The sequence below is a fragment of the Kurthia huakuii LAM0618 genome (assembly GCF_000505545.1).
GTDB lineage: Bacteria > Bacillota > Bacilli > Bacillales_A > Planococcaceae > Kurthia > Kurthia huakuii.
Genome location: NZ_AYTB01000016.1, coordinates 81,035 through 101,094 on the forward strand (window position 1 = coordinate 81,035; position 20,060 = coordinate 101,094).

A 20,060-nucleotide genomic window follows, 5' to 3' on the forward strand; every position below is an offset into this window, starting at 1 on the left:
TTACATGTTTAGCTCAAAAAAACCCGATCCGTTCTTCAATGCCCTTTACGATATTGCAGTTAACTGCAACAAGGCGGCTCACTATGCAGAAGAATTTAAAATTACAAGCATTGCTGACTTAAAAGAGCTTAGCGTTACGCTAAAAAAATACGAAACAGATGGAGATACATTAATCCACAATCTGATTCAAATGTTAAACAAATCATTTATGACACCAATCGAGCGCGAGGACATTTTAGAATTAGCTGTTCGTATGGATGATATTTTGGATGGTATCGAAGGCTGTATCGCTCATTTTGAAATGTTTTCATTAACAGAAGTAGATGACTACATGCGTGACTTCTTAAAATACATCGTGCTAAGCACTGATGAAATCACAAAAGCGATGACTCACTTAACGAATAAAAAATTAGTGAATATGCGCGAACATGCGATTTTAATTAAAGATTATGAGCGTAAATGTGATGAAGTATTGCGTACGTCAATTAAACAGTTATTTTTACATGAACAAGATCCAATTCGTATTATTAAGTTCAAGGACATCTATGAGCAACTTGAAGAAGTAGCAGATTACTGTCAAAATGTTGCGAATTCAATGGATACTATTATTATGCGAAACGCGTAGGAGCTATCAACATGGAGAGTATACTTATTCTAACCGTTTTAGTCGTTTTCTTTGCGTTAGCATTCGACTTCATTAACGGATTTCATGATACGGCGAATGCGATTGCAACAGCCGTATCCACTCGTGCACTACCACCTCGTGTTGCTGTCTTAATGGCCGCTACGATGAACTTTCTCGGCGCCATTACATTCACAGGTGTTGCGCAAGCTATCGCTAAAGATATCGTTGACCCGTTTGCACTTGAAAACGGCGTCGTTATTATTTTAGCAGCTTTACTATCAGCGATTGTTTGGAACTTAGTTACATGGTATTTTGGTATTCCATCAAGTTCATCTCACGCCTTAATCGGTTCATTAGCTGGCGCGGCCGCAATGGCAGCTGGCTTCAGTGCGATTAACTGGGAAGGCTTCACAAAAATTATTAAAGCGTTAATTTTAGCACCATTTATCGCAATCGTTGTTGGTTTTTTAATGATGACATTATTCAAAGTCATTTTCGCTGGCTTTAGTCTATATAAAACAAACAATGGTTTCCGTAAAGTACAAATCTTTACAGCGGCGATTCAATCGTTTACACATGGTACGAACGATGCACAAAAATCAATGGGTATTATTACGATGGCATTGATGGCTGGTGGCTTGCTTAGTCAAGGCTCTGAAGTTCCGTTATGGGTCCGCGTGTCATGTGCGCTTGCAATGGGTCTTGGTACGTCCGTTGGTGGATATAAAATTATTAAAACAGTCGGTAGTAAAATTATGAAAATCCGTCCAGTCAACGGTGTAGCGGCAGATATGTCATCTGCTTTCATTATCTTTGGCGCAACAACACTTCATTTGCCTGTTTCGACAACGCATGTTATTTCTTCAGCAATCATGGGTGTCGGGGCAGCTCAAAACGTCAAAGGGGTAAAATGGGGTGTCGCACGTAATATCGTTATTACGTGGGTGATCACATTACCACTTGCCGGTTTAATGGGTGGCTTAATTTTCTTATTGCTCGATTTATTCTTATAATGAACCGCAAAGAAGCTGGTGCTTACCGGCTTCTTTTTTTGTTATTAAAAACGAGGCTGAGATTAAACATTTCATGTTCCTTTTTTAGCGTTCGCCACAAAAAAACCGGAACCACGACACAGCGCGATTCCGGTTTTTTTATGCTCATCTGAGATGGTGTTGTTACACGTATGTCCTAGCCTCGTTTGTACATTATTTAAATGTTTGATTGTACCAAGCTTTTGCGGCTTGAACTTCCTCCATTGTCAATTGGTGACCATGTTGATGCCAAAATAGTTCCACGCTCGCCCCTTGCTGTTCTAAATAATATTTTAACGCCGTAGATTGTTCAGGCGGTGTCATTTGGTCGTTTTCACCGGCACCAATCCAGACGTGTAAGCCGGCCAAATCTGGTACTTCAACATCATCACGCGGAACCATCGGATGGTGCAAAATGGCACCTTTGACGATATTGCCCCGTTCAAAGAAAATATTTGCCGCGATATTTGCGCCGTTTGAATAGCCAATCAAAATGACATTGTCGCGATCAAAGCCGTATTGCTTAGCCGCTTCGTCAATAAATGTCGCTAATTCTTCAGTGCGCTCCGATAAATTATCTAAATCAAAAATACCCATTCCTAATCGACGGAAAAAGCGCGGCATCCCATTTTCTACTTCGCTACCTCGCACGCCAAGTAATGCTGCCTCTGGGTCAATTTCACGCCCTAAACCTATTAAATCCTGTTCATTGCCACCTGTGCCATGTAGTAATAAAAATGTTGGTGCCTCGCTATTTGTACCGTTCACAAAAACATGTTCCATCGCTATCCGCCTCCATTATCTTGAATTCGAGATAATTATAAAATAAAAAAACAGAAGAGTCAAAAGTTAACTCCCCTGTTCGCAATTATTTACTTTTTCTAAAGCCTTCTGACAATAAGTATTCTTCCGCATCATCGCGTGTGCCAAAGCTTTCTTCTAAGTTGAAGCCATGATAAACATTCCAGAATGAACCGTCAAATGTTAATAACAATTGGTCGCCTGCGCGGTTGCGGAATGCTTCTTCAATCGTTACTTCTTCGACGATATCATCTACTTCTGTTAAATACGTAATCGAATCTTCAATTACATCGCGCAGCTGTTGTTCAGAAAAATCACGAATGTTTACAAGACCGCGGTCATCTGCTTTATACGCTAATAAATCACCAACGTACACAAAGCCGTTGCCATTTGGATGTAATTTTTCAACGACAATTTTTTTGTCGTATTGGCTTCCTGGATAATGATAATTGAAACGATTCATTGAAATGGGTTTCGCCACAAGTTCATCGAATGATTCAATAATTGCTTTTTTTTCTTCAAATGATAGCATTTTTTTCGCTCCCTAGTTTGGACTTACATTTAGTATACAAGAAAAAAAGCCGTCCTCCTAGTGGACAGCTTCTTTTCATTATACATCTTCTTTTGCGTACGTCTTAATTTTTTTACGGCGGTCGTAAATGCTAATCACGACTACTTTTATGACCGCGTAAATTGGCACACCTAATAAAATCCCGACGAAGCCGGCGATATTTCCGGCTGCTAAAATAACAGTAATGACCGTTAATGGATGGACATCAAGCGATTTACTCATCACGTTTGGCGTCACGAAGTTACTATCAATTTGATTGACTAATAACGTAATAATACATACCCATAGCGCTTGCATCGGGTCGTTAACGAGACCAATAAAGAACGCGGGAATAAACGCCAGCCACGGCCCAATAAACGGCACCATGTTTAGGAAAAATGCGAGCACACATAATAATAGTGCATAATCTAAACCGATAATGCTGTAACCAATAAACATTAATGTCGCTAAAATCGCACTCACGAGCATTTGACCTTGTACATAGCCACGCACCACATCGTTAATATCTTCTAACGTATCTTTTACCCATTCGCGCGTGCTGCCTGAGAAAACGTTATATACTTTCGGACGGAACTTTTCATGATCTTTCAACATAAAAATGTAGAAGAATGGAATTAAAATTAATAATAACGCGCCGTTAATAAGCGCACTAATTAAATCAACGACAAATTTACTTGTCACGACCGCCACATCTTGTAGTGAGGCAAGGAAATCATTAATTGCTTTTGTCACTTGTTCAGGGAAATTTTCGCGATTATTTAACACGAAGTTTACTTGATTGGTCACTTCTTTGAACAACCACGGAATATTGTTAATTAATAACGTAATTTGCTTCGTTAAATACGGCGCTACCCACGACACAGCGACGAAAATGACGCCGATTAGTACAATAATAATCGCTAAAATACTGCCCCAGCGCGGAAAGCGTAGTTTCTTTTCTAATAAGCGTTGTAGAGGCTCTGTAATATAAAATAAAATGCCCCCCGCTAAAAGTGGTACAAAGATGGCACCTAAAATGATGCCAAGTGGTTTGAAAATATGGTCGATTTCCAAGAAAAATTTGATGATTAAAATCGCAATAAGCACACCGATGCCTAGTTGAAACCAACGCTTATTTAGCATACATCCACTTCCTTCTATGTTTTCTTTTTAGTATAACGTATGTTTTCACTGAAAAGCATTGCACATCTATTTTTCGTCCATTAAAAAAGGAACCGCCTACAAGCGATTCCTTGCTAGTTAACTACAATGCTGTATCATCAACGCCGTCTAAATAACTACGAATCGCCGTCATCACATCTTCTAAACAGCCAGCTTCAAATGGCGACACAAGATTGGCCTCTGCTACTAATTTTGTAAATGATTTTGACCCACCTTGTCGGCATAGCTGCACATAATCTTGCCATGCTTCGCCATGATTTTCGCGGTCGCGTTTCCAAAATTGGAATGCGCATACTTGTGCTAATGTGTAGTCAATATAATAGAATGGGCTATTGTAAATATGTTGCTGACGTTGCCAGAAGCCGCCGCGCTCTAAATAATCATAGCCATCGTAATCGCGGTGTGGTAAATAAATACCCTCGATTTTTTTCCATGCCGCTTTACGTTCTGCTGGTGTCATGCCCGGATTTTCGTACACAACGTGTTGGAATTCATCAACTGCGACGCCGTATGGTAAAAATAATAATGCTTCACTTAAATGGGAGAATTTATATTTTTCAACGTCCTCTTTAAAGAACAATTCCATCCAAGGCCATGTGAAAAATTCCATACTCATCGAATGGATTTCACATGACTCATACGTAGGCCATAAATATTCTGGAATGCCGATATTGCGGCTAGAATACACTTGGAACGCATGACCCGCTTCATGGGTTAACACATCGATGTCGCCTGACGTGCCGTTGAAGTTTGAGAAAATATACGGTGAGTTGTAGTCCTCAATAAACGTACAATAACCGCCGCCTTCTTTGCCTTTTTTCGCCACTAAATCCATTAAGTCATGCGTAATCATAAAGTTGAAAAATTCATCGGTTTCATGAGAAAGCTCGGCATACATTTTTTTGCCGTTATCGACAATCCACTGTGGGTCGCCCTTCGGAATGGCATTACCTGTTTTAAACGCGATTGGCTCATCGTAAGACTTTAATTTATCGACACCGATACGCTTCGCCTGACGCTCGCGTAGCTCAGTCGCATATGGTACGACAACATCACGAATTTGGTCGCGGTAATTTTTCACCATGTCGGCATTGTAATCAACGCGATTCATTAACACGTAGCCAAGCTCTACATAGTTGTTGTAGCCCATTGTCGTCGCCATTTCATGACGTACTTTTACTAAATCATCATAAATACGGTCAAACTGCTGTTCATGTGCTGCATAGAAGCCAAATTTAGCCTCTTGAGCCGCTTTACGCACATCGCGGTCACTTGATTCAGCAAACGGTCCAAGTTGCGCTAGCGTGTACGTGTCACCGTTAAAATCGATTTGTGCAGAAGCTACTAATTGTTGGTATTCAGACGATAGTTTATTTTCCTGTTGCATTAAATCAATCACATCTGGTGAGAAACCTTTAATTTGATAGTCTGCAAGGTCAAATAACTGCTGGCCCCATTTCGCTTCAAGCTCGTTGCGGAATTTTGATGTTGTCAGCGCCTTGTAGTATTCTGTGACGAATTCTTCATATTGTGGGCTAATTTCATCAATGTAGTCGCGCTCTGCTTTGTAAAATTCATCATTCGTATCGATTGATGCACGAATGTAACATAAATTCGCGGCTGTCGAGAAGCGATTTTGAATCGTATTGATTTCGTCAATAACGTCACTTTGCGCTTCCACAGTGTCAGCTGCATTGAATTTCTCTAGTAATTCAGTGTAGTCTTGTTTCATATCGTCCATGTCTGGGCGTGCATATTGATAATCGTTAAAGGTTACCATTTTTCATCCTCCTCTATTTCGCATTACGAAATAATTACTCTATTTATTGTCATTTATTAATTGAAAATTTGCAACAGTTATTGACGATATCACGTTATACCTAGAAATATATACTATAAAGCTGTAAATTAGCGTAAAATACTTATTTTTTTCGCGACATTGTGATAATCTAATTCTATGCCTAAATTTTAAAGTGAGGTGCTTACATTGGTAGGACGTAATGATCCTTGTCCATGTGGTAGTGGCAAAAAGTATAAAAAGTGTCATGGTAAAAATGTAAATGGCGATATTACTGCAGTAGTAGAAAGCGAATTTAATCGTCTTAAAGGCGTATTCGCTCAACATTACTATCAAAATTTCAACTATAAATTACAACCACGTTATCAAGCATGGAGTCAAGAACTTCAACATGCTCCACATCTTCCAGAAGGATATCTTGAGTACGCTGTAGCAGATACAGCAATGTACGTAGATGAAGCGGCAGATTGGAAACAATATGTTGAACAAATTCAAGCGGATGAATCAGTTCGCGAACAAGTAAAAGCTGTATTCGCAGAAGCAGCTGAACCTAAATTCGTATTAGCAGAAGTAACGAGCATCGACGAGCAAGTATTAAACTTACAAGACGTTGCAACTGGCGAAACATATGTCATGGCTATTTCAGAAAATGCTAAAACAGCGAAATGGGTATTCGGCGTAATCTTCAAAGATTCACGTGTTGGTGAAAACGGAATTACTGTTGCACAAAGCACATTATTCATTCCAGAAGCACTTAGCATGGTAATCGATATCATGAAAGCTAAAATCGACAACGGTGTAACGGATGCATTAGAACTTTACAAAGCATTCGTTGAAATCTTAGAAAACGATACGACTGATGTTCCTGTTGAAGCAAAAGAAGTAACGGCTACTGAAGAAGCAATCGTTGAAGAAGATGGCGATGCAGATGCTGGTGAACCAGTTGAAGCAGAAGAAATCGTAGACGTTGAAGAAGCAACTGAAGAGCAAACATTTGAACAAGAAATCGCTGCTCTTGTACAAGCTTACTTAACGAAATACAATTTAGACGCGGCTGACTTCGTAGCTGCTGTAGATGCTTACTTAGCTGAAACAGACATTAAAGCGAAAAAGGCTGGCGCTGTAGCTGCTGGTGCAATCCTTGCTGGTCAAACAGCTGGTGTTGTTCCAGAAGGCGGCCTAACAAAAGTGAAAGATGTTGCTGAACACTTCGATGTTTCTTCATCATCACTATCTAAATACCGTAAAGAAATCGCTGAATACTTAGCGAAATAATTTACACGTAAAAAGACTCCTCCCGGTAACGGGAAGAGTCTTTTTTAGTTATACACATGTGGATAACTTTATCGCCCAAATAACCAGGCGCGTAAAATGGCTAATTTCTCGCGCTCACGCACCTTACGTCGAATGCCACCCGGCGTTTTGGCAGCGAGCGTATCAACGTTTAAGCCTTGCCACCTCGCAAGTACTTTTGCACGCTCTAGATGATAATCATTTGAAACGATTGTGACGTGTTTTAAATCCGGTAACAACTGACGCGTAAATAAAATATTTTCATAGGTCGATGTCGAACGATCCTCTTCTGTAATGCGTGCCTCGGCAATTCCTTGTGCCATTAAATATCGTTTCATCACCGATGCTTCAGTCGCATCTTCATCAAAACCTTGCCCACCCGATACAACGAGCTGTACATGTGGATGTTGTTTCGCATAAACCGCTGCTGCATCTAAACGATATTGCAATGCCTTTGTCGGTTCGCCGCCGCGCTTTACTTTTGCGCCGAGTACGAGCGCCGTATCATAGCGCCCTGTTGCTTTTGGATAACCACCACTTCGTAGTGCTGCACTCACTAACGTGTAAATAGCACCAATTGCCGTTGTTGCACCTACCATTTTTGTTGTCCATTTCATTATGCGTCACCTCTTTGGCAAAAAGAGAGGCTGGACTGCTTCCAACCTCTCTTTTAACAGTTTGTTATTTTAATTTATAACGACTTACCAATTCCATCAAGTTTTCTGCTGTCGCCGCAAGTTCATCGGCGCTTTTAGTTACTTCATACATCGACATACTTGACTGCTCAACAGAAGCGGTCGTTTGTTGAATACCAGCGGCCGATTCTTCTGTTAGCGCGGCATTATCTTCCACAATATGCGTCATGTCAACGCTCTCGCTTAGCACTGCCGTTAAGTTTTGAGATACTTCGCTCACATTATTTGCCACTTCGACAATCGCATCGTGAATCGTCGTAAAATTATCACCTGTATGTTGAATTTGCGCCGTCCCTTTTTCAACAGCCGCATAACCTGTTTGCAAGGCATCGACTACATCGCTTGTTTCTTGTTGAATACCGCTCACGATGCCCGTAATATCTGACACCGAGCTAGATACTTGTTCCGCTAATTTACGCACCTCATCAGCGACAACCGCAAAGCCCTTACCATGCTCCCCTGCACGCGCCGCTTCGATTGCCGCGTTTAGCGCCAGTAAATTCGTTTGATCCGAAATTTCTTGGATGACTTCAACAAGCTGTGTAATTTCTTTTGATTGGTCGTATAAACGATGCACTTTCGTCACGGAATCTTTGACGATATGGTCGATTTCAACCATTTGTTGCACTGAATCATTCATCAACGCTTGACCATCTTTTGTATTGTCTAATGCGGTCGTTGCGTGATGCTGAATTTGCGTACCGCTATCATTGACATCATTTAAATGGCGCGTAAATTTCTCCATTTTCGATGACATATCACCAGAATTCCCTGCTTGTGACTCGGCGCTTTGTGCTAATTCATTCATCGTAATCGCAATTTGATTTGAGCCTTCCATCGTTTCATTCGCCGATTGATGTAGCTCTTCACTATGCGCAGAAAGCACTTCCGCATTTTCCCTAATCTGTTGTAACATTACGTTGTTCTTTTCTAGTAGCTGATTGCTAATATCGACAAGCTGCGCTGTTTCATCGCGTAAATTCGTGTCGATTTTATCGCCCGTCAAGTCGCCATCTGCAACGGCGCGCAATTGACGAATAACACGATTAAGCGGTTTTGTAATCGCTGTCGCTGTATAAAGCGCAATCGCGATACCTACGATTAAAATGATAATCGATACCGTTGTAGACATTTTAATAATGTTTTGACCAACTTCAATCGCAGCTTTACTATCATTTAACACTTGCGTTTCGCGGTCCGTCGCCACATGATTGAACCCTTCCATAATATCGCGCGCATACATTTGTGCCTCGCCTTGTAAAAGTTCAGAGGCTTGTTCTTTCTCACCATTGTCATAGGCTGCGAACACTTCATTCGTAATAATATCAGACCATTGCGCATTTTTTTCAAGCAATGCCTTTGTTTCTTCTGAGCCAGACATGCTTGCTAAGTCGCTAGCAATTTGCTCCGCTTCAACGGTATACGTTTGGAATTTATCTTTATAATCTTGCTCGCCCGTTAATAAATAACCGCGTACTAATGCAATGCGTTCAGCAATATTAAACGCCATTTTTTCGTCATTCACAAGAAGCGGTAATTGCTGATTCCCTAGTTTTTTCAAATCCGAGTTAATTTGATTAATCGAATTGATGCTGTAAACACTTAACATCAAGTTCAGCATTAACACTGCCGCAAAACCGAATAATACTTTTGTTTTTAACTTGCGAAAATTAAAATACTTTTTCATATTGTTCTCCTTCCCTTTAAAAAACAAGGAATATAGTATTATATAATTACATTTTTATAACTCTATTTTACTATTTATTATAGGGCTTTACAATCAAATTCGTTTTTTTACACAAACTGTACACAAATATTGAAAAAAGAAAATTTTAGCGAAAAAAAGAGGCTGGGACAACACATTTCATGTTCCTTTTTTAGCGTTCGCAACAAAAAACCGGAACCGCGCCACAGCGCGATTCCGGTTTTTCTTATGCTCATCTGAGAGGGTGTTTTTACACGTACGTCCCAGCTTCCGTCGTTGATTCTTAAAGGTCTACGTTGTGATAAATTTGTTGTACATCTTCAAGTTCATCTAAAGCATCAATCATTTTTTCAAATTGCGCTTGTGTTTCTTCATCAAGTTGTACTTCTGTTTGTGGTAGCATTGAGATTTCAGCTACTGTGAATTCTTCAATACCTTCCGCTTTTAATGCGTTATCGACAAGCGCAAAGTCAGTTGGCTCTGCATAAATAATTGTAACGTCGCCTTCTTCAAATACGTCGCGCACGTCGATATCAGCCATAATGAATGTTTCTAATAAATCGTCTGCAGATTTACCTTCAACACCAAACACCGCTGTTTTTGTGAACATATAATCTACTGAACCTTTCACACCCATGTTACCGCCATTTTTACCAAATGCAGCACGCACGTCAGAAGCAGTACGGTTGACGTTGTTTGTTAATGCATCAACGATTACCATTGAACCGTTTGGACCGAAACCTTCGTAACGTAATTCATCGAACACTTCATCAACATTGCCTTTTGCTTTGTCGATTGCGCGGTCGATAATATGTTTTGGTACGCTATATGTTTTTGCACGTTCTAACACGATTTTTAGAGCGCCATTTGATACTGGATCGGGTTCACCTGATTTTGCCGCCACATAAATTTCGCGACCAAACTTAGCGTTAATACGGCTAGCATCTTTATCTTTTGCAGCCTTTTTTTCTTTAATGTTATTCCACTTACGTCCCATGTAAATTCACTCTCTTTCAAAATTAGGATACATTTAAATGACGTTGTGGGCAGAAAAATAGCGCCCACAGAAGGACGAGCCATTAATGGACTCATTATACACTATTAAAATAGTTGGAAAAAGAAAAAGTTATACAAGCGCCATCCGTTTTCAACAAAAAACACTACGCTACAAACAAAAAAGCAGCAATGAGCTCTGCAAAATTGCGGCCTTCGTTGTTATAAATCGCTCGCACTAAACGTATTGCCATGCTTTAAGTCGCCGTACTCATAGCCACGCTCCAACCATCTCATACGCTGTGCAGACGTGCCATGCGTAAATGTTTCGGGTACCGCATAACCTTGTGCTTGTTTTTGAAGTGTATCATCGCCGATTGCGCTCGCTGCTGTAATCGCCTCTGAAAAATCACTTTTATCTAAGTATTGTTGATTATGATGCGCAAAAACGCCGGCATAATAATCCGCTTGTAACTCAAGTTTTACTGATAGCGCATTGGCTTGTTCTTTTGATAGTTGGCGCTGCTCGTTACTTACTTTTGTTGATGTGCCTAATAAGTACTGCACATGATGTCCAACTTCATGTGCCACAACATATGCCATCGCAAAGTCGCCCGGCGCATTAAATTGCGTTTTTAATTCCTGGTAGAAACTCAAATCAATATAGAGCTTTTGGTCGCCCGGACAATAAAACGGTCCAACGGCTGATGTCGCACTACCACAAGCAGTTGCGACACTATTCGTAAATAATACGAGTTTTGGGTCTTTGTACGTTAAGCCATTTTCTTTAAAAACCTCGCTCCAGACGTCCTCTGTATCAGCAAGCACAACGCTCACAAAATCCGCCAACTGTTGTTCTTCAGCCGTTGGTTCATAATGTTGTGTTGCCTGATTTGTTGGTTGCGAAGCGGCATTGTTTAAAATGTCGGTCGGATTGCCCCCAAGTAACGTATAAATAATAACGACGATGACTCCTAAACCACCGAGGCCTCCAATCGCTAAACCGCCTCCTCCGCTCTTACCGCGTTGGTCTTCGACATTGGCGCTTTTTCGTCTGCCTTTCCATTCCATATCAGAACACCTCACTTTGTCGTTGATATACCCTTATTTTCCCACAAAAAAACAGCAGTTCATACTACTGTTTTAAGCCTTTTTTAGTTTTTGTAACAAGTGGCTACAACCATCTAAACAGAGCTGGTACGTTTCTTCAAAATCCCCGGTATAATAAGGGTCTGGCACTTCCGTCAACGCATTGTCCGCTAAATCCAGCAAACGAATGACTTCTTTCTCTTCCCCAACAATGCGGCGCGTATTTTCCACATTGCTATCATCCATACAGACGAAATAATCAAAAGCGTCTCGGTCGTGCTGCGTCAGTGGTCGGCTGTACATTCCATCCGTTGAAATGTCATACTCCGCTAACTTCGCAAGTGTCCCGCGATGTGGGCGCTCCCCCTTATGCCAACCAGCTGTTCCGGCTGAATCAATATGAAACGCCTCTGTCAGTTGCTCGCGCTCAACTAAATCGCGAAAAATCGCTTCTGCCATTGGCGAGCGACAAATATTTCCTAAGCACACAAACAATACATTTTTCATTCTTTTCCTCCATTAAAAAAGAGCTCGAAGGTAGTCCCTCTCGCTCACTTCTTCATTATTTCCAAGGCCAGTAACGGAATACTACTTTCCCGTCTACGGCATCTTTGTTAATAAAACCATACGCACGACTATCACTACTATTCGGGCGGTTGTCACCTAATACGAAATAAGAATCTTTTGGTACTGTCGTTTCGCCCGTCACTTCGTCGATCGTAAAGTCATCTGTGTACGGCAAATCTGTATCTTTTTCATATTGTGCAGTTGCTTTATCGATGTACGTTTCCTTTACTTCTTTACCGTTAACGTAAAGCTTATCATCTTTTACTGCGACAGTATCACCGGGTAAACCGACAATACGTTTAATATAATGATCGTCCTCTACAGGCGATTGGAATACGATTACATCATCATAATCAAGGCCACCTGGTTTTAAAATCATCACGCGGTCGTTATCATGATACGTCGGTTCCATCGATTCCCCTTTAACGGTAACCGGAGCTAATAAAAATTGGCGTACGACAAATGCGACAATTACTGCAATGACAATCGGTACAACCCACGATAAAAGCTCTTTTGTTTTACTTTGCTTTGCTTCCATTTTCTCATCACCTTTACATTTATGAGTTCTTAAATATTATGCCATTCTTTTTCTAAATGTGCTATTCACTGCACTTTAATACGACAAAAAAAGAAGCGACTAGGTTCCCTTCACCCAATCACTCCATGTTTATTAAGCAATGCTTATTAGTTTATGTATTGCTTTAAGTCTTCGAGATGTTCTTCGGTAATCCCTAACACTTCATAAACTTTTTGTAACGTTGTTTCGCGAACTTTTGTATCCCCACGTTCAATACGACTAACTGTTTTTTGAGTAACATTCGCTTTTTCTGCAAGCTCAGATTGTGTTAAACCTACATTCATGCGTTGTTTGAAAATAATTTGGCTACGGTGCTCTGCCATTAATTCTACCGCTGTCTTTTCATGTACGGCCTTGCTTTGTTCTGTATTTTCTAAAATGTTAACTGTTACCATTGAATCCACCACTCCTAATTTTGTATGAATTTGCAAGTAGCAGCAATCCCAAAAAATAGTTTATCGCATGCGCTCTCCCCTATGCGTATGGCTATTTCTCAGCAGCAATTTTTCGTTGTAATTCTTTTTGAAGTTCGTCAATTGTATGTTCTAAACGTTGCGTATATTCATCGCGACCTTCTTTACCCTTAGCCTCTACATAAAAAGGCTCTCCGTAAATTAAGTATCCTTTTTGACGCTTGAAAACGTCCTTTGGATTGTTCGGGCCGATATATGCTGCGGGAACTACTGGCGCCTTGGCTAATTGCGCGATTGTAATTGTTCCTTGTTTCAAAGAATCTCCCTCGGCGTTACGTGTGCCACTTGGGAAAATACCAACGATTTTGCCTTCTTTTAAAAGTTGGCGTGGTATTTTAATAACACTTGGTCCTGGGTTATCACGATCAACCGGAAAAGCATTCATCTTATTGATAAACCATCCAAGTCCCTTAACATCAAAAAGTTGCTTTTTCGCCATGAAATGAATTGGCGTTGGATAAATAGAAACACCTAAATTCAAAATGTCAATCCAACCTGTATGCGTACAAGCGATAATATAACCGCCCTCTGTCGGTAAATTACCTTTGTTATAAACTTTAACCTTATTAAACAGACCTAAAAACCAAACTACAAATTTTCCTACTTGTTTATACATTTTATATCTCCAGCCTTTACAGAATTTCAGGCCAATCCGCCCCACTCTGTATCGTGCCTGTTTTGCATGGACTCGTCAACTACCTGCGGACAAATTCATGTGACAAAAATACAAAAACAATGCCTTGAATCGTTGTTTTCTATTTCCCTATATGTAAATATTGTAAATGAATTTTCAAAAAATTAAAGCCCTATTTAGCTGAAATCTTTTAATTATTTTGTTTTTTCAAAAAATTTACGTTTAAAAGAGCGATTTTCGACATAAATAGTCCAATTCCTTACTCCCTAATTATGACATAAAAAGATAATTTTCGTCGTCGTTAAATTGACGCTAAATCGTTTGTGTCCTCCTGAAACGGAAAAAAACGATAACATACACATGCTATCGTTTCGTTACAACTAGCCGCGCATTTGCTTTGCGAGGAAGCCTCCATTTAGTTTATTCGGTTCATACGACACGATAAATGCTTTCGGCCACATTTGTAAAATCACCGCACGTAAGTTTTTTTCCTTTTTACGCTTTGCAATGACCGTCATACATAATTTGCGACCATCTTTTCCGTCTGCAAACCATGACGTCACGCCGTAACCACGCTCACGAAGCTGTGACACGATTTCAAATTCGGCGGCATCCACAATAATTTCAAATAGTACATAACCGAGTGCTAGACGGCGTTCAATCAAGCTACCTACATAGACACCAAGACCCCAGCCAAAACAATAGGCAGCCATATTCCACGGATTTGAAATTTCATCGAGCACCATCGTTAAACCGATTAAATAGACGAATACTTCGACCATCGATAAAATGGACGCAACCTTCGTATAACCTTTAATGACCATAATAAGACGCAACGTTGTCAGCGTCATATACGTTACGTTAATCACAATAATTAACAGCACCGTTTCGAGCATAAATTGGCCTCCTTTCACACCAATCTTATTCCCGTCACGTCCATTTTTACGCATTAAAAAAGACTTCTCACGACATTTGTGACAAGCCTTTAGGATGTACGTTTTTTTGTATCTTGCTTTTGGAGGAAAAAATAAAGTAACACAACCGCAATGATATTCAAAACAATTCCTCCAATTAAACACGCCCACTGAATCGCTAGAGGGAGTGTGCGTGTCATCCCAAATGTAATGCTCAAGCAGCCTATTACAATACAAACTAAATATGCGGGTAATCGATTCACTCGCCGTCCTCCTCGCGTTTTATTACCGCCAATACTATCATTTATTAGCGGAAATGTCTAAATTTTTTATTTATTTAAGCTACTGCTGTCATGCATTTAACGTGCTTTTATGGTACGTTATAAAAGATTACTAGAAAGGCGCTGATATTTTGCGTTTTATAAAATTTGTGCCATTGATTTTGTTGATTATGATTGTGTTCATTTCATCGGCTACACCGTATCAACAACAAACGATTGTACCTACATTAATGAAATTACTCCCCGGTGAGCCGCTGATTGGTCCATTGTCGCTGCTTCACATTCCTTATTACGGCATGGATATTTCAGTTGAGTCGCGTGGATATTATTATTTCTTAGAATTTTTAGTGCGTAAGTTTGCGCATCTTACAGCATTTGGTGCGATGGCCATTGCCGTCTATATCGCGCTACCGAAAAAAAACTACCGCTATTTACTCGCAATTGGTATCACATTCTTATTTGCTTGCGCTGACGAATTACATCAATACTTTACAGTAGGACGCACCGCTTCTGGCCAAGACGTATTACTTGATACAGTAGGTGGGCTTCTATGGCTAACCATTTTCGTAGTCATTTTGCGCAAAATACGTGCTAAAAAAAAGGAGACACCAAATTAGGTGCCTCTTTTTTCATTACAATAAATACGTCATTAAGTACTCATCAATGAACGCCCCGTCCTCATCGCGAATCGATTTTTTATCGACACCGATGACTTCAAAACCTAGCTTTTTGTATAACTCAAATGCTCGTTGATTACTTGTGAATACGCCTAAATCTAGTTTTTCTAAGTGATCATGTGCGTGTGCCCACGCAATAATCGCTTTCATAATTGCTGCCCCAGCGCCATTTCCACGCGCATCTGGTGACACATAGACCGACCCAATATAGCCGCGATGCTGTGTTTTGACGGTCGTATCAATCGTCAATGTCGCAATGCCGAGCAAGCGCTCATCGATAAATGCGCCGAAAATATGCTCATGATCTCGTTTGATTGTTTTTTCAATTCGTTCGACAGGATTGTCATGACTTGTCGCCTCTTTGTATGTTTCACCAAAAGCGCCTGGGTCTTGTGTTAATGCTTCTTTACGGAGCGCCCAATATTCTTTTGCGTCCTGCTCTTCTAGTAGCCGAATCTCCATTGTCATCCTATCACCTCTTAAAATTGTCGTTTTGCTAACTGTTGAATCGGGTCCCATACCGAGTTAAACGGTGGGGCATACGATAAATCTAAATCTAATAACCCACGTAATGTCATGCGCTGCTGTAAAGCCGTCGCAAAGACATCGATGCGTTTATCAACGCCCTTTTTGCCGATGATTTGCATACCAAGTAGCTCTTGCGTGCGCTTACGCCAAATAATTTTAATCGTTAAATTTTCAGCATGTGGATAATAGCTTGCGTGACTGCCCGCTTCATGTGTATACGTTTCATATTGATAACCGGCTTGTTGCACTTCAAGCTCATTTAAGCCCGTTTTTGCAATTTGTAAATCGAAACATTGTAAAATCGATGTCCCGACAATGCCGCGAAATTCATCGGGAATACCGGCCATATTTAACCCGGCAAGGCGCCCTTGTTTATTCGCCGTCGTACCAAGTGGAATGTAGTCATTTTTACTTTTGACATTATGATAATGCGATGCACAGTCCCCTGCCGCATAAACATATTGCATACTCGTTTCCAAATGCGGATTAACGAGGATAGCCCCATTTTTCAGCGTATAAATGCCGCTATCTTCAAGGAATTCGGTATTCGGCTGCACGCCAACCGCTTCAACAACCATGTCCGTTGGGTAACTTGCATGATCGGTACGGACAGCCGTCACATGGTCATCACCTTCATAACCGAGCAGCTTTTCGTTGAATATCACTTCAACACCTTTATCTGCAAGCTCCGCATGAATTTTTTCAGCAAATGAATACTCTAAAAAGCGTGCTACTTGTTCGCCACGCAACATCATACGCACCTTTTTCCCGGCATTTGTAAACGTTTCAGCAAGCTCAAGCGCAATATAGCCACCGCCGATAATCGTCACATGTTGTACATGTTGCATACTTTCTTTTACAGCATTCGTCTGTGGAATCGTTTTAAAATAATAAATGCCGTCTAACGTATATGCGGCGTCATCAAGCGCTTTTTTTGGCTCGGCACCTGTCGCAATAAGCAGGCGGTCGTACGTTTCTTCAAATGGCTCATTCGTATCGGTTTTATAGCCGTATACAACGCGTGCAATGCAGTCCACATTCGTCACACAATAGCCTGTACGCGCATCGATGCCATACTTTTCATTAAATTGTGCCGCCGTTTTATGTACGACATCTTCCGCATTTGGTACGCGACCATCTAACACATATGGCAATCCACACTGACCGTACGAATAATGCTGTCCTTTATCTAGTGTCGTAATTTGTGCTTCTTTATCATGGCGATAAATTTCCATTGCGGCGCTCATACCAGCCGCGTCGCCTCCAACAATTACATATTTCATATCCGTTCACCTCACTGAGTCTTTTCCCCGTCATCGTAAATTCAAAACGATACAAAAAAGAGGTTAGAAAAAGTTTCTAACCTCGCTCCATTATTGCCCAATTAGGACATCAACATCAATCGTTATCTCCGTTAATGTTCCCGCTTCAATTTGTTGTTCCTGATGCCATCCCATCGGCGTCATATGCGCGAGTAATGGCACAAGTTCCGCACGAATCGGTAACGTCGTTGTGACACGCTGCACACGCACGTCATCAAAGTTTTCACTAAAACGCGTAACCGTTTTGTCATTTGAATACGATTCCTTCTCAGAATCCGCGAAAAATAGCGCGCGCAGTTCGCGTAAATAACCTGCTTGTGGCACGATTTTAATCACCTTACCAGACGGCTTTAAAATGCGCTTAAACTCATCGTAATTTGCCGGTGATAAAAAGTTTAAAATAATATCAAACGCTTCCTCTGCATACGGACTTTTCGCTAAATCCCCAACAATCCACATCATGTCACTATAATTTTTCGCAGCCTGTACGATGCCCTCTTTCGCAATATCAATGCCTGATGCGACCATGTCACCGCTATAGCTCGCCTTTAAATTAGCTAAATGTGACCCTTCGCCACAACCCGTATCTAGCATCGCAACATCTCCTGCTAGCTCGGCTAAAATGACGTTATACACTTCGCGATATAAGTCGCTATCAATGACTTCTTTGCGCGCCTCAAACAACGATTTATCATACATCGACGTCGCCGGGTGCGTCATCATATTGACATAGCCTTGCTTGGCCATATCGAATGAATGATTCGCCAAACAGCGTACAGTCCCGTTGTCATCAACAGTCATTGCCCCGTGACAAATTGGACATTGTAGTAACATGCTATGCTGTGCTAGATAGCTAGCTGCGCGTTGTTTTTTTGTTAATCCCACAAAAACACCTCATATAAAAAGGAGGCACATAAAAGGCCCCCACATTTTTTCTTTAGTATACCATGCTATTTTGGTGACACGAGAATATGGCGCTCCCACTTACGACTTTTCCAGCGGAACATCACGACAATCGCGCGGAACCATTCATCCGCCGCAATCGCTAGCCAAATGCCTGGCAAGCCCATGTCTAAGTGAAAGACGAGGAAGTAACCGAGTGGCACACTCATACAAAGCATCGACACGATTCCAAGCATGAGTGGGAATGTCGCATCACCGGTAGCACGCAGCGTATTAATGACCGTAATATTTACGGTACGTCCGGTTTCTAGGAAAATACTCAACACGAGCACGCTCGCACCAATTTTTACGACTTCTTCATTATCGGTGAACACACGCATTAACGGTTCGCGGAAGAAAATAACGACTGCCACCATCACAAGCGTAAACATCATCGCAAGGCGCACACTACGCCACAGTTGATGATACGCTTCATCCTTCATGCCAGCGCCAGCATAACGCCCAACAATAATCGCCGTTCCCGCACCAATCGCCATCGCGAATAAATACGTAAACATCGAAATATTGTACGCATACTGACGTGCCGCTAATGCCTCGGCGCCAATAAACGTCACGAAATACATTAAAATAATTTGGCACGTTTGATACAATGCTTGCTCAAATGCAGATGGAATCCCGATTTTAAAAATCTTTTTAATATAGTCAGTCGGTAGCGCTACATAATCGCGCCATGTCATTTTTACATCGAGCACGCGATACAGCAACCAGAAAAAGACGACAAGCGCGAGTGCACGACTAATAACAGACGAAATCGCCGCCCCTTGCACACCTAGCTCTGGCGCACCAAACTTCCCAAAAATCAGCACGTAATTTAGCACAATATGAACGATATTCATACCAAGCGACACATACATCGCCTGCTTCGTAAAACTATGTACACGCACGACTGCCGCTATCGCATTAATGAGTGCCTGCAAGAAAATCCCGCCGCCAATAATGACTAAATATTGCTCCGCATATATTAAAACATCGCCATGTAAATTCATTGCGACCATCATCTGTTTTGAAAATAGTACAAATACGATGCTCAGTATCAAACCAAACAATAAGTTCATGAAAATCGCGACACCAGTAATTTTCGGTACTTCGCTCAATCGACGCGAACCGATATACTGCGCAACGACAATCGAAGCCCCATTGCCGATGACTTCCATAATTAAAATCGTCACATGAATAAATTGATTGGCCGTCCCGACACCGGCGACCGCATCATCGGCTAGCTTACTTAGCATGAGCGTATCGACAATGCCCATCATCGTAAACAGTAGCATCTCTAAGAAAATCGGCCATGTTAGTGAAAACAAATTCAATCTTTCTTTCATCGTTTCCATAAATGCCTCCTTATTTTCATAATAACTGATG

The 20,060-nt window shown here is 41.1% G+C and carries 21 protein-coding genes; 4 read left to right on the forward strand and 17 right to left on the reverse strand.

Annotated features, from left to right (window positions below; genetic code table 11):
* Nucleotides 1-4: 4 nt before the first annotated feature.
* Together V514_RS0113805 and V514_RS0113810 are read left to right on the forward strand one after the other, a co-directional pair.
* Nucleotides 5-625, forward strand: coding sequence for a DUF47 domain-containing protein (locus V514_RS0113805; RefSeq protein WP_029500500.1), 621 nt, complete (start codon nt 5-7; stop codon nt 623-625).
* An 11-nt stretch (nt 626-636) separates the two neighbouring features.
* Nucleotides 637-1,638, forward strand: coding sequence for an inorganic phosphate transporter (locus tag V514_RS0113810; protein ID WP_029500501.1), 1,002 nt, complete (start codon nt 637-639; stop codon nt 1,636-1,638).
* Between the two features lie 192 nt (nt 1,639-1,830).
* On the opposite strand, the gene V514_RS0113815 is transcribed toward V514_RS0113810, so the two are convergent.
* The 4 genes from V514_RS0113815 to V514_RS0113830 all read right to left on the reverse strand — a co-directional run bounded on the left by V514_RS0113815 (nt 1,831) and on the right by V514_RS0113830 (nt 5,969).
* On the reverse strand, nt 1,831-2,439 hold the full coding sequence (locus tag V514_RS0113815) for an alpha/beta hydrolase (RefSeq protein WP_029500502.1): 609 nt from the start codon (nt 2,437-2,439) through the stop codon (nt 1,831-1,833).
* Nucleotides 2,440-2,524: 85 nt separating this feature from the next.
* The gene (locus tag V514_RS0113820; protein WP_029500503.1) at nt 2,525-2,989 is read right to left on the reverse strand and encodes a hypothetical protein; all 465 of its coding nucleotides are present in this window, start codon (nt 2,987-2,989) and stop codon (nt 2,525-2,527) included.
* A gap of 78 nt (nt 2,990-3,067) precedes the next feature.
* A complete protein-coding gene (locus tag V514_RS0113825; protein WP_029500504.1) occupies nt 3,068-4,150 on the reverse strand; it encodes an AI-2E family transporter in 1,083 nt (360 codons plus the stop codon).
* A gap of 121 nt (nt 4,151-4,271) precedes the next feature.
* The gene (locus V514_RS0113830; RefSeq protein ID WP_029500505.1) at nt 4,272-5,969 is read right to left on the reverse strand and encodes a M3 family oligoendopeptidase; all 1,698 of its coding nucleotides are present in this window, start codon (nt 5,967-5,969) and stop codon (nt 4,272-4,274) included.
* Between the two features lie 198 nt (nt 5,970-6,167).
* On the opposite strand from V514_RS0113830, the gene V514_RS0113835 reads away from it, so the two are divergent.
* Nucleotides 6,168-7,262 carry a YecA family protein gene (locus V514_RS0113835; protein ID WP_235073414.1) on the forward strand — a complete coding sequence of 365 codons (1,095 nt, stop codon included), beginning with the start codon at nt 6,168-6,170 and terminating at the stop codon, nt 7,260-7,262.
* 68 nt (nt 7,263-7,330) lie between these two features.
* On the opposite strand, the gene V514_RS0113840 is transcribed toward V514_RS0113835, so the two are convergent.
* From V514_RS0113840 to V514_RS0113880, 9 genes are all read right to left on the reverse strand, one after another.
* The gene (locus V514_RS0113840; RefSeq protein WP_029500507.1) at nt 7,331-7,897 is read right to left on the reverse strand and encodes a YdcF family protein; all 567 of its coding nucleotides are present in this window, start codon (nt 7,895-7,897) and stop codon (nt 7,331-7,333) included.
* Between the two features lie 64 nt (nt 7,898-7,961).
* Entirely contained in the window at nt 7,962-9,662 is a 1,701-nt protein-coding gene (locus V514_RS0113845) for a methyl-accepting chemotaxis protein (RefSeq protein ID WP_029500508.1), read from the reverse strand.
* 301 nt (nt 9,663-9,963) lie between these two features.
* Complete coding sequence (locus V514_RS0113850; RefSeq protein ID WP_029500509.1) at nt 9,964-10,677, reverse strand: YebC/PmpR family DNA-binding transcriptional regulator; 714 nt, start codon at nt 10,675-10,677, stop codon at nt 9,964-9,966.
* A gap of 218 nt (nt 10,678-10,895) precedes the next feature.
* Nucleotides 10,896-11,744, reverse strand: coding sequence for a KPN_02809 family neutral zinc metallopeptidase (gene ypfJ / locus V514_RS0113855; RefSeq protein ID WP_029500510.1), 849 nt, complete (start codon nt 11,742-11,744; stop codon nt 10,896-10,898).
* Nucleotides 11,745-11,816: 72 nt separating this feature from the next.
* On the reverse strand, nt 11,817-12,269 hold the full coding sequence (locus tag V514_RS0113860) for a low molecular weight protein-tyrosine-phosphatase (protein WP_029500511.1): 453 nt from the start codon (nt 12,267-12,269) through the stop codon (nt 11,817-11,819).
* 55 nt (nt 12,270-12,324) lie between these two features.
* On the reverse strand, nt 12,325-12,867 hold the full coding sequence (gene lepB, locus V514_RS0113865; protein WP_029500512.1) for a signal peptidase I: 543 nt from the start codon (nt 12,865-12,867) through the stop codon (nt 12,325-12,327).
* Between the two features lie 146 nt (nt 12,868-13,013).
* The gene (locus V514_RS0113870; RefSeq protein ID WP_029500513.1) at nt 13,014-13,301 is read right to left on the reverse strand and encodes a helix-turn-helix domain-containing protein; all 288 of its coding nucleotides are present in this window, start codon (nt 13,299-13,301) and stop codon (nt 13,014-13,016) included.
* A 91-nt stretch (nt 13,302-13,392) separates the two neighbouring features.
* Nucleotides 13,393-13,995: a lysophospholipid acyltransferase family protein gene (locus V514_RS0113875; RefSeq protein ID WP_029500514.1), complete on the reverse strand. Its 603-nt coding sequence runs from the start codon at nt 13,993-13,995 to the stop codon at nt 13,393-13,395.
* 398 nt (nt 13,996-14,393) lie between these two features.
* Nucleotides 14,394-14,909, reverse strand: a complete 516-nt coding sequence (locus V514_RS0113880; protein WP_029500515.1) for a DUF2179 domain-containing protein — start codon at nt 14,907-14,909, stop codon at nt 14,394-14,396.
* Between the two features lie 448 nt (nt 14,910-15,357).
* Here V514_RS0113880 and V514_RS0113890 point away from each other — a divergent pair, with 448 nt between their 5' ends.
* Nucleotides 15,358-15,825, forward strand: coding sequence for a VanZ family protein (locus V514_RS0113890; protein WP_268744228.1), 468 nt, complete (start codon nt 15,358-15,360; stop codon nt 15,823-15,825).
* A gap of 15 nt (nt 15,826-15,840) precedes the next feature.
* On the opposite strand, the gene V514_RS0113895 is transcribed toward V514_RS0113890, so the two are convergent.
* The 4 genes from V514_RS0113895 to V514_RS0113910 form a co-directional block, all read right to left on the reverse strand.
* Complete coding sequence (locus V514_RS0113895; RefSeq protein WP_051392479.1) at nt 15,841-16,353, reverse strand: GNAT family N-acetyltransferase; 513 nt, start codon at nt 16,351-16,353, stop codon at nt 15,841-15,843.
* Between the two features lie 11 nt (nt 16,354-16,364).
* Entirely contained in the window at nt 16,365-17,696 is a 1,332-nt protein-coding gene (locus V514_RS0113900; RefSeq protein ID WP_029500519.1) for an FAD-dependent oxidoreductase, read from the reverse strand.
* 90 nt (nt 17,697-17,786) lie between these two features.
* Nucleotides 17,787-18,620, reverse strand: coding sequence for a putative RNA methyltransferase (locus V514_RS0113905; RefSeq protein ID WP_029500520.1), 834 nt, complete (start codon nt 18,618-18,620; stop codon nt 17,787-17,789).
* A gap of 65 nt (nt 18,621-18,685) precedes the next feature.
* Complete coding sequence (locus V514_RS0113910) at nt 18,686-20,029, reverse strand: MATE family efflux transporter (RefSeq protein ID WP_029500521.1); 1,344 nt, start codon at nt 20,027-20,029, stop codon at nt 18,686-18,688.
* Between the last annotated feature and the right edge of the window lie 31 nt (nt 20,030-20,060).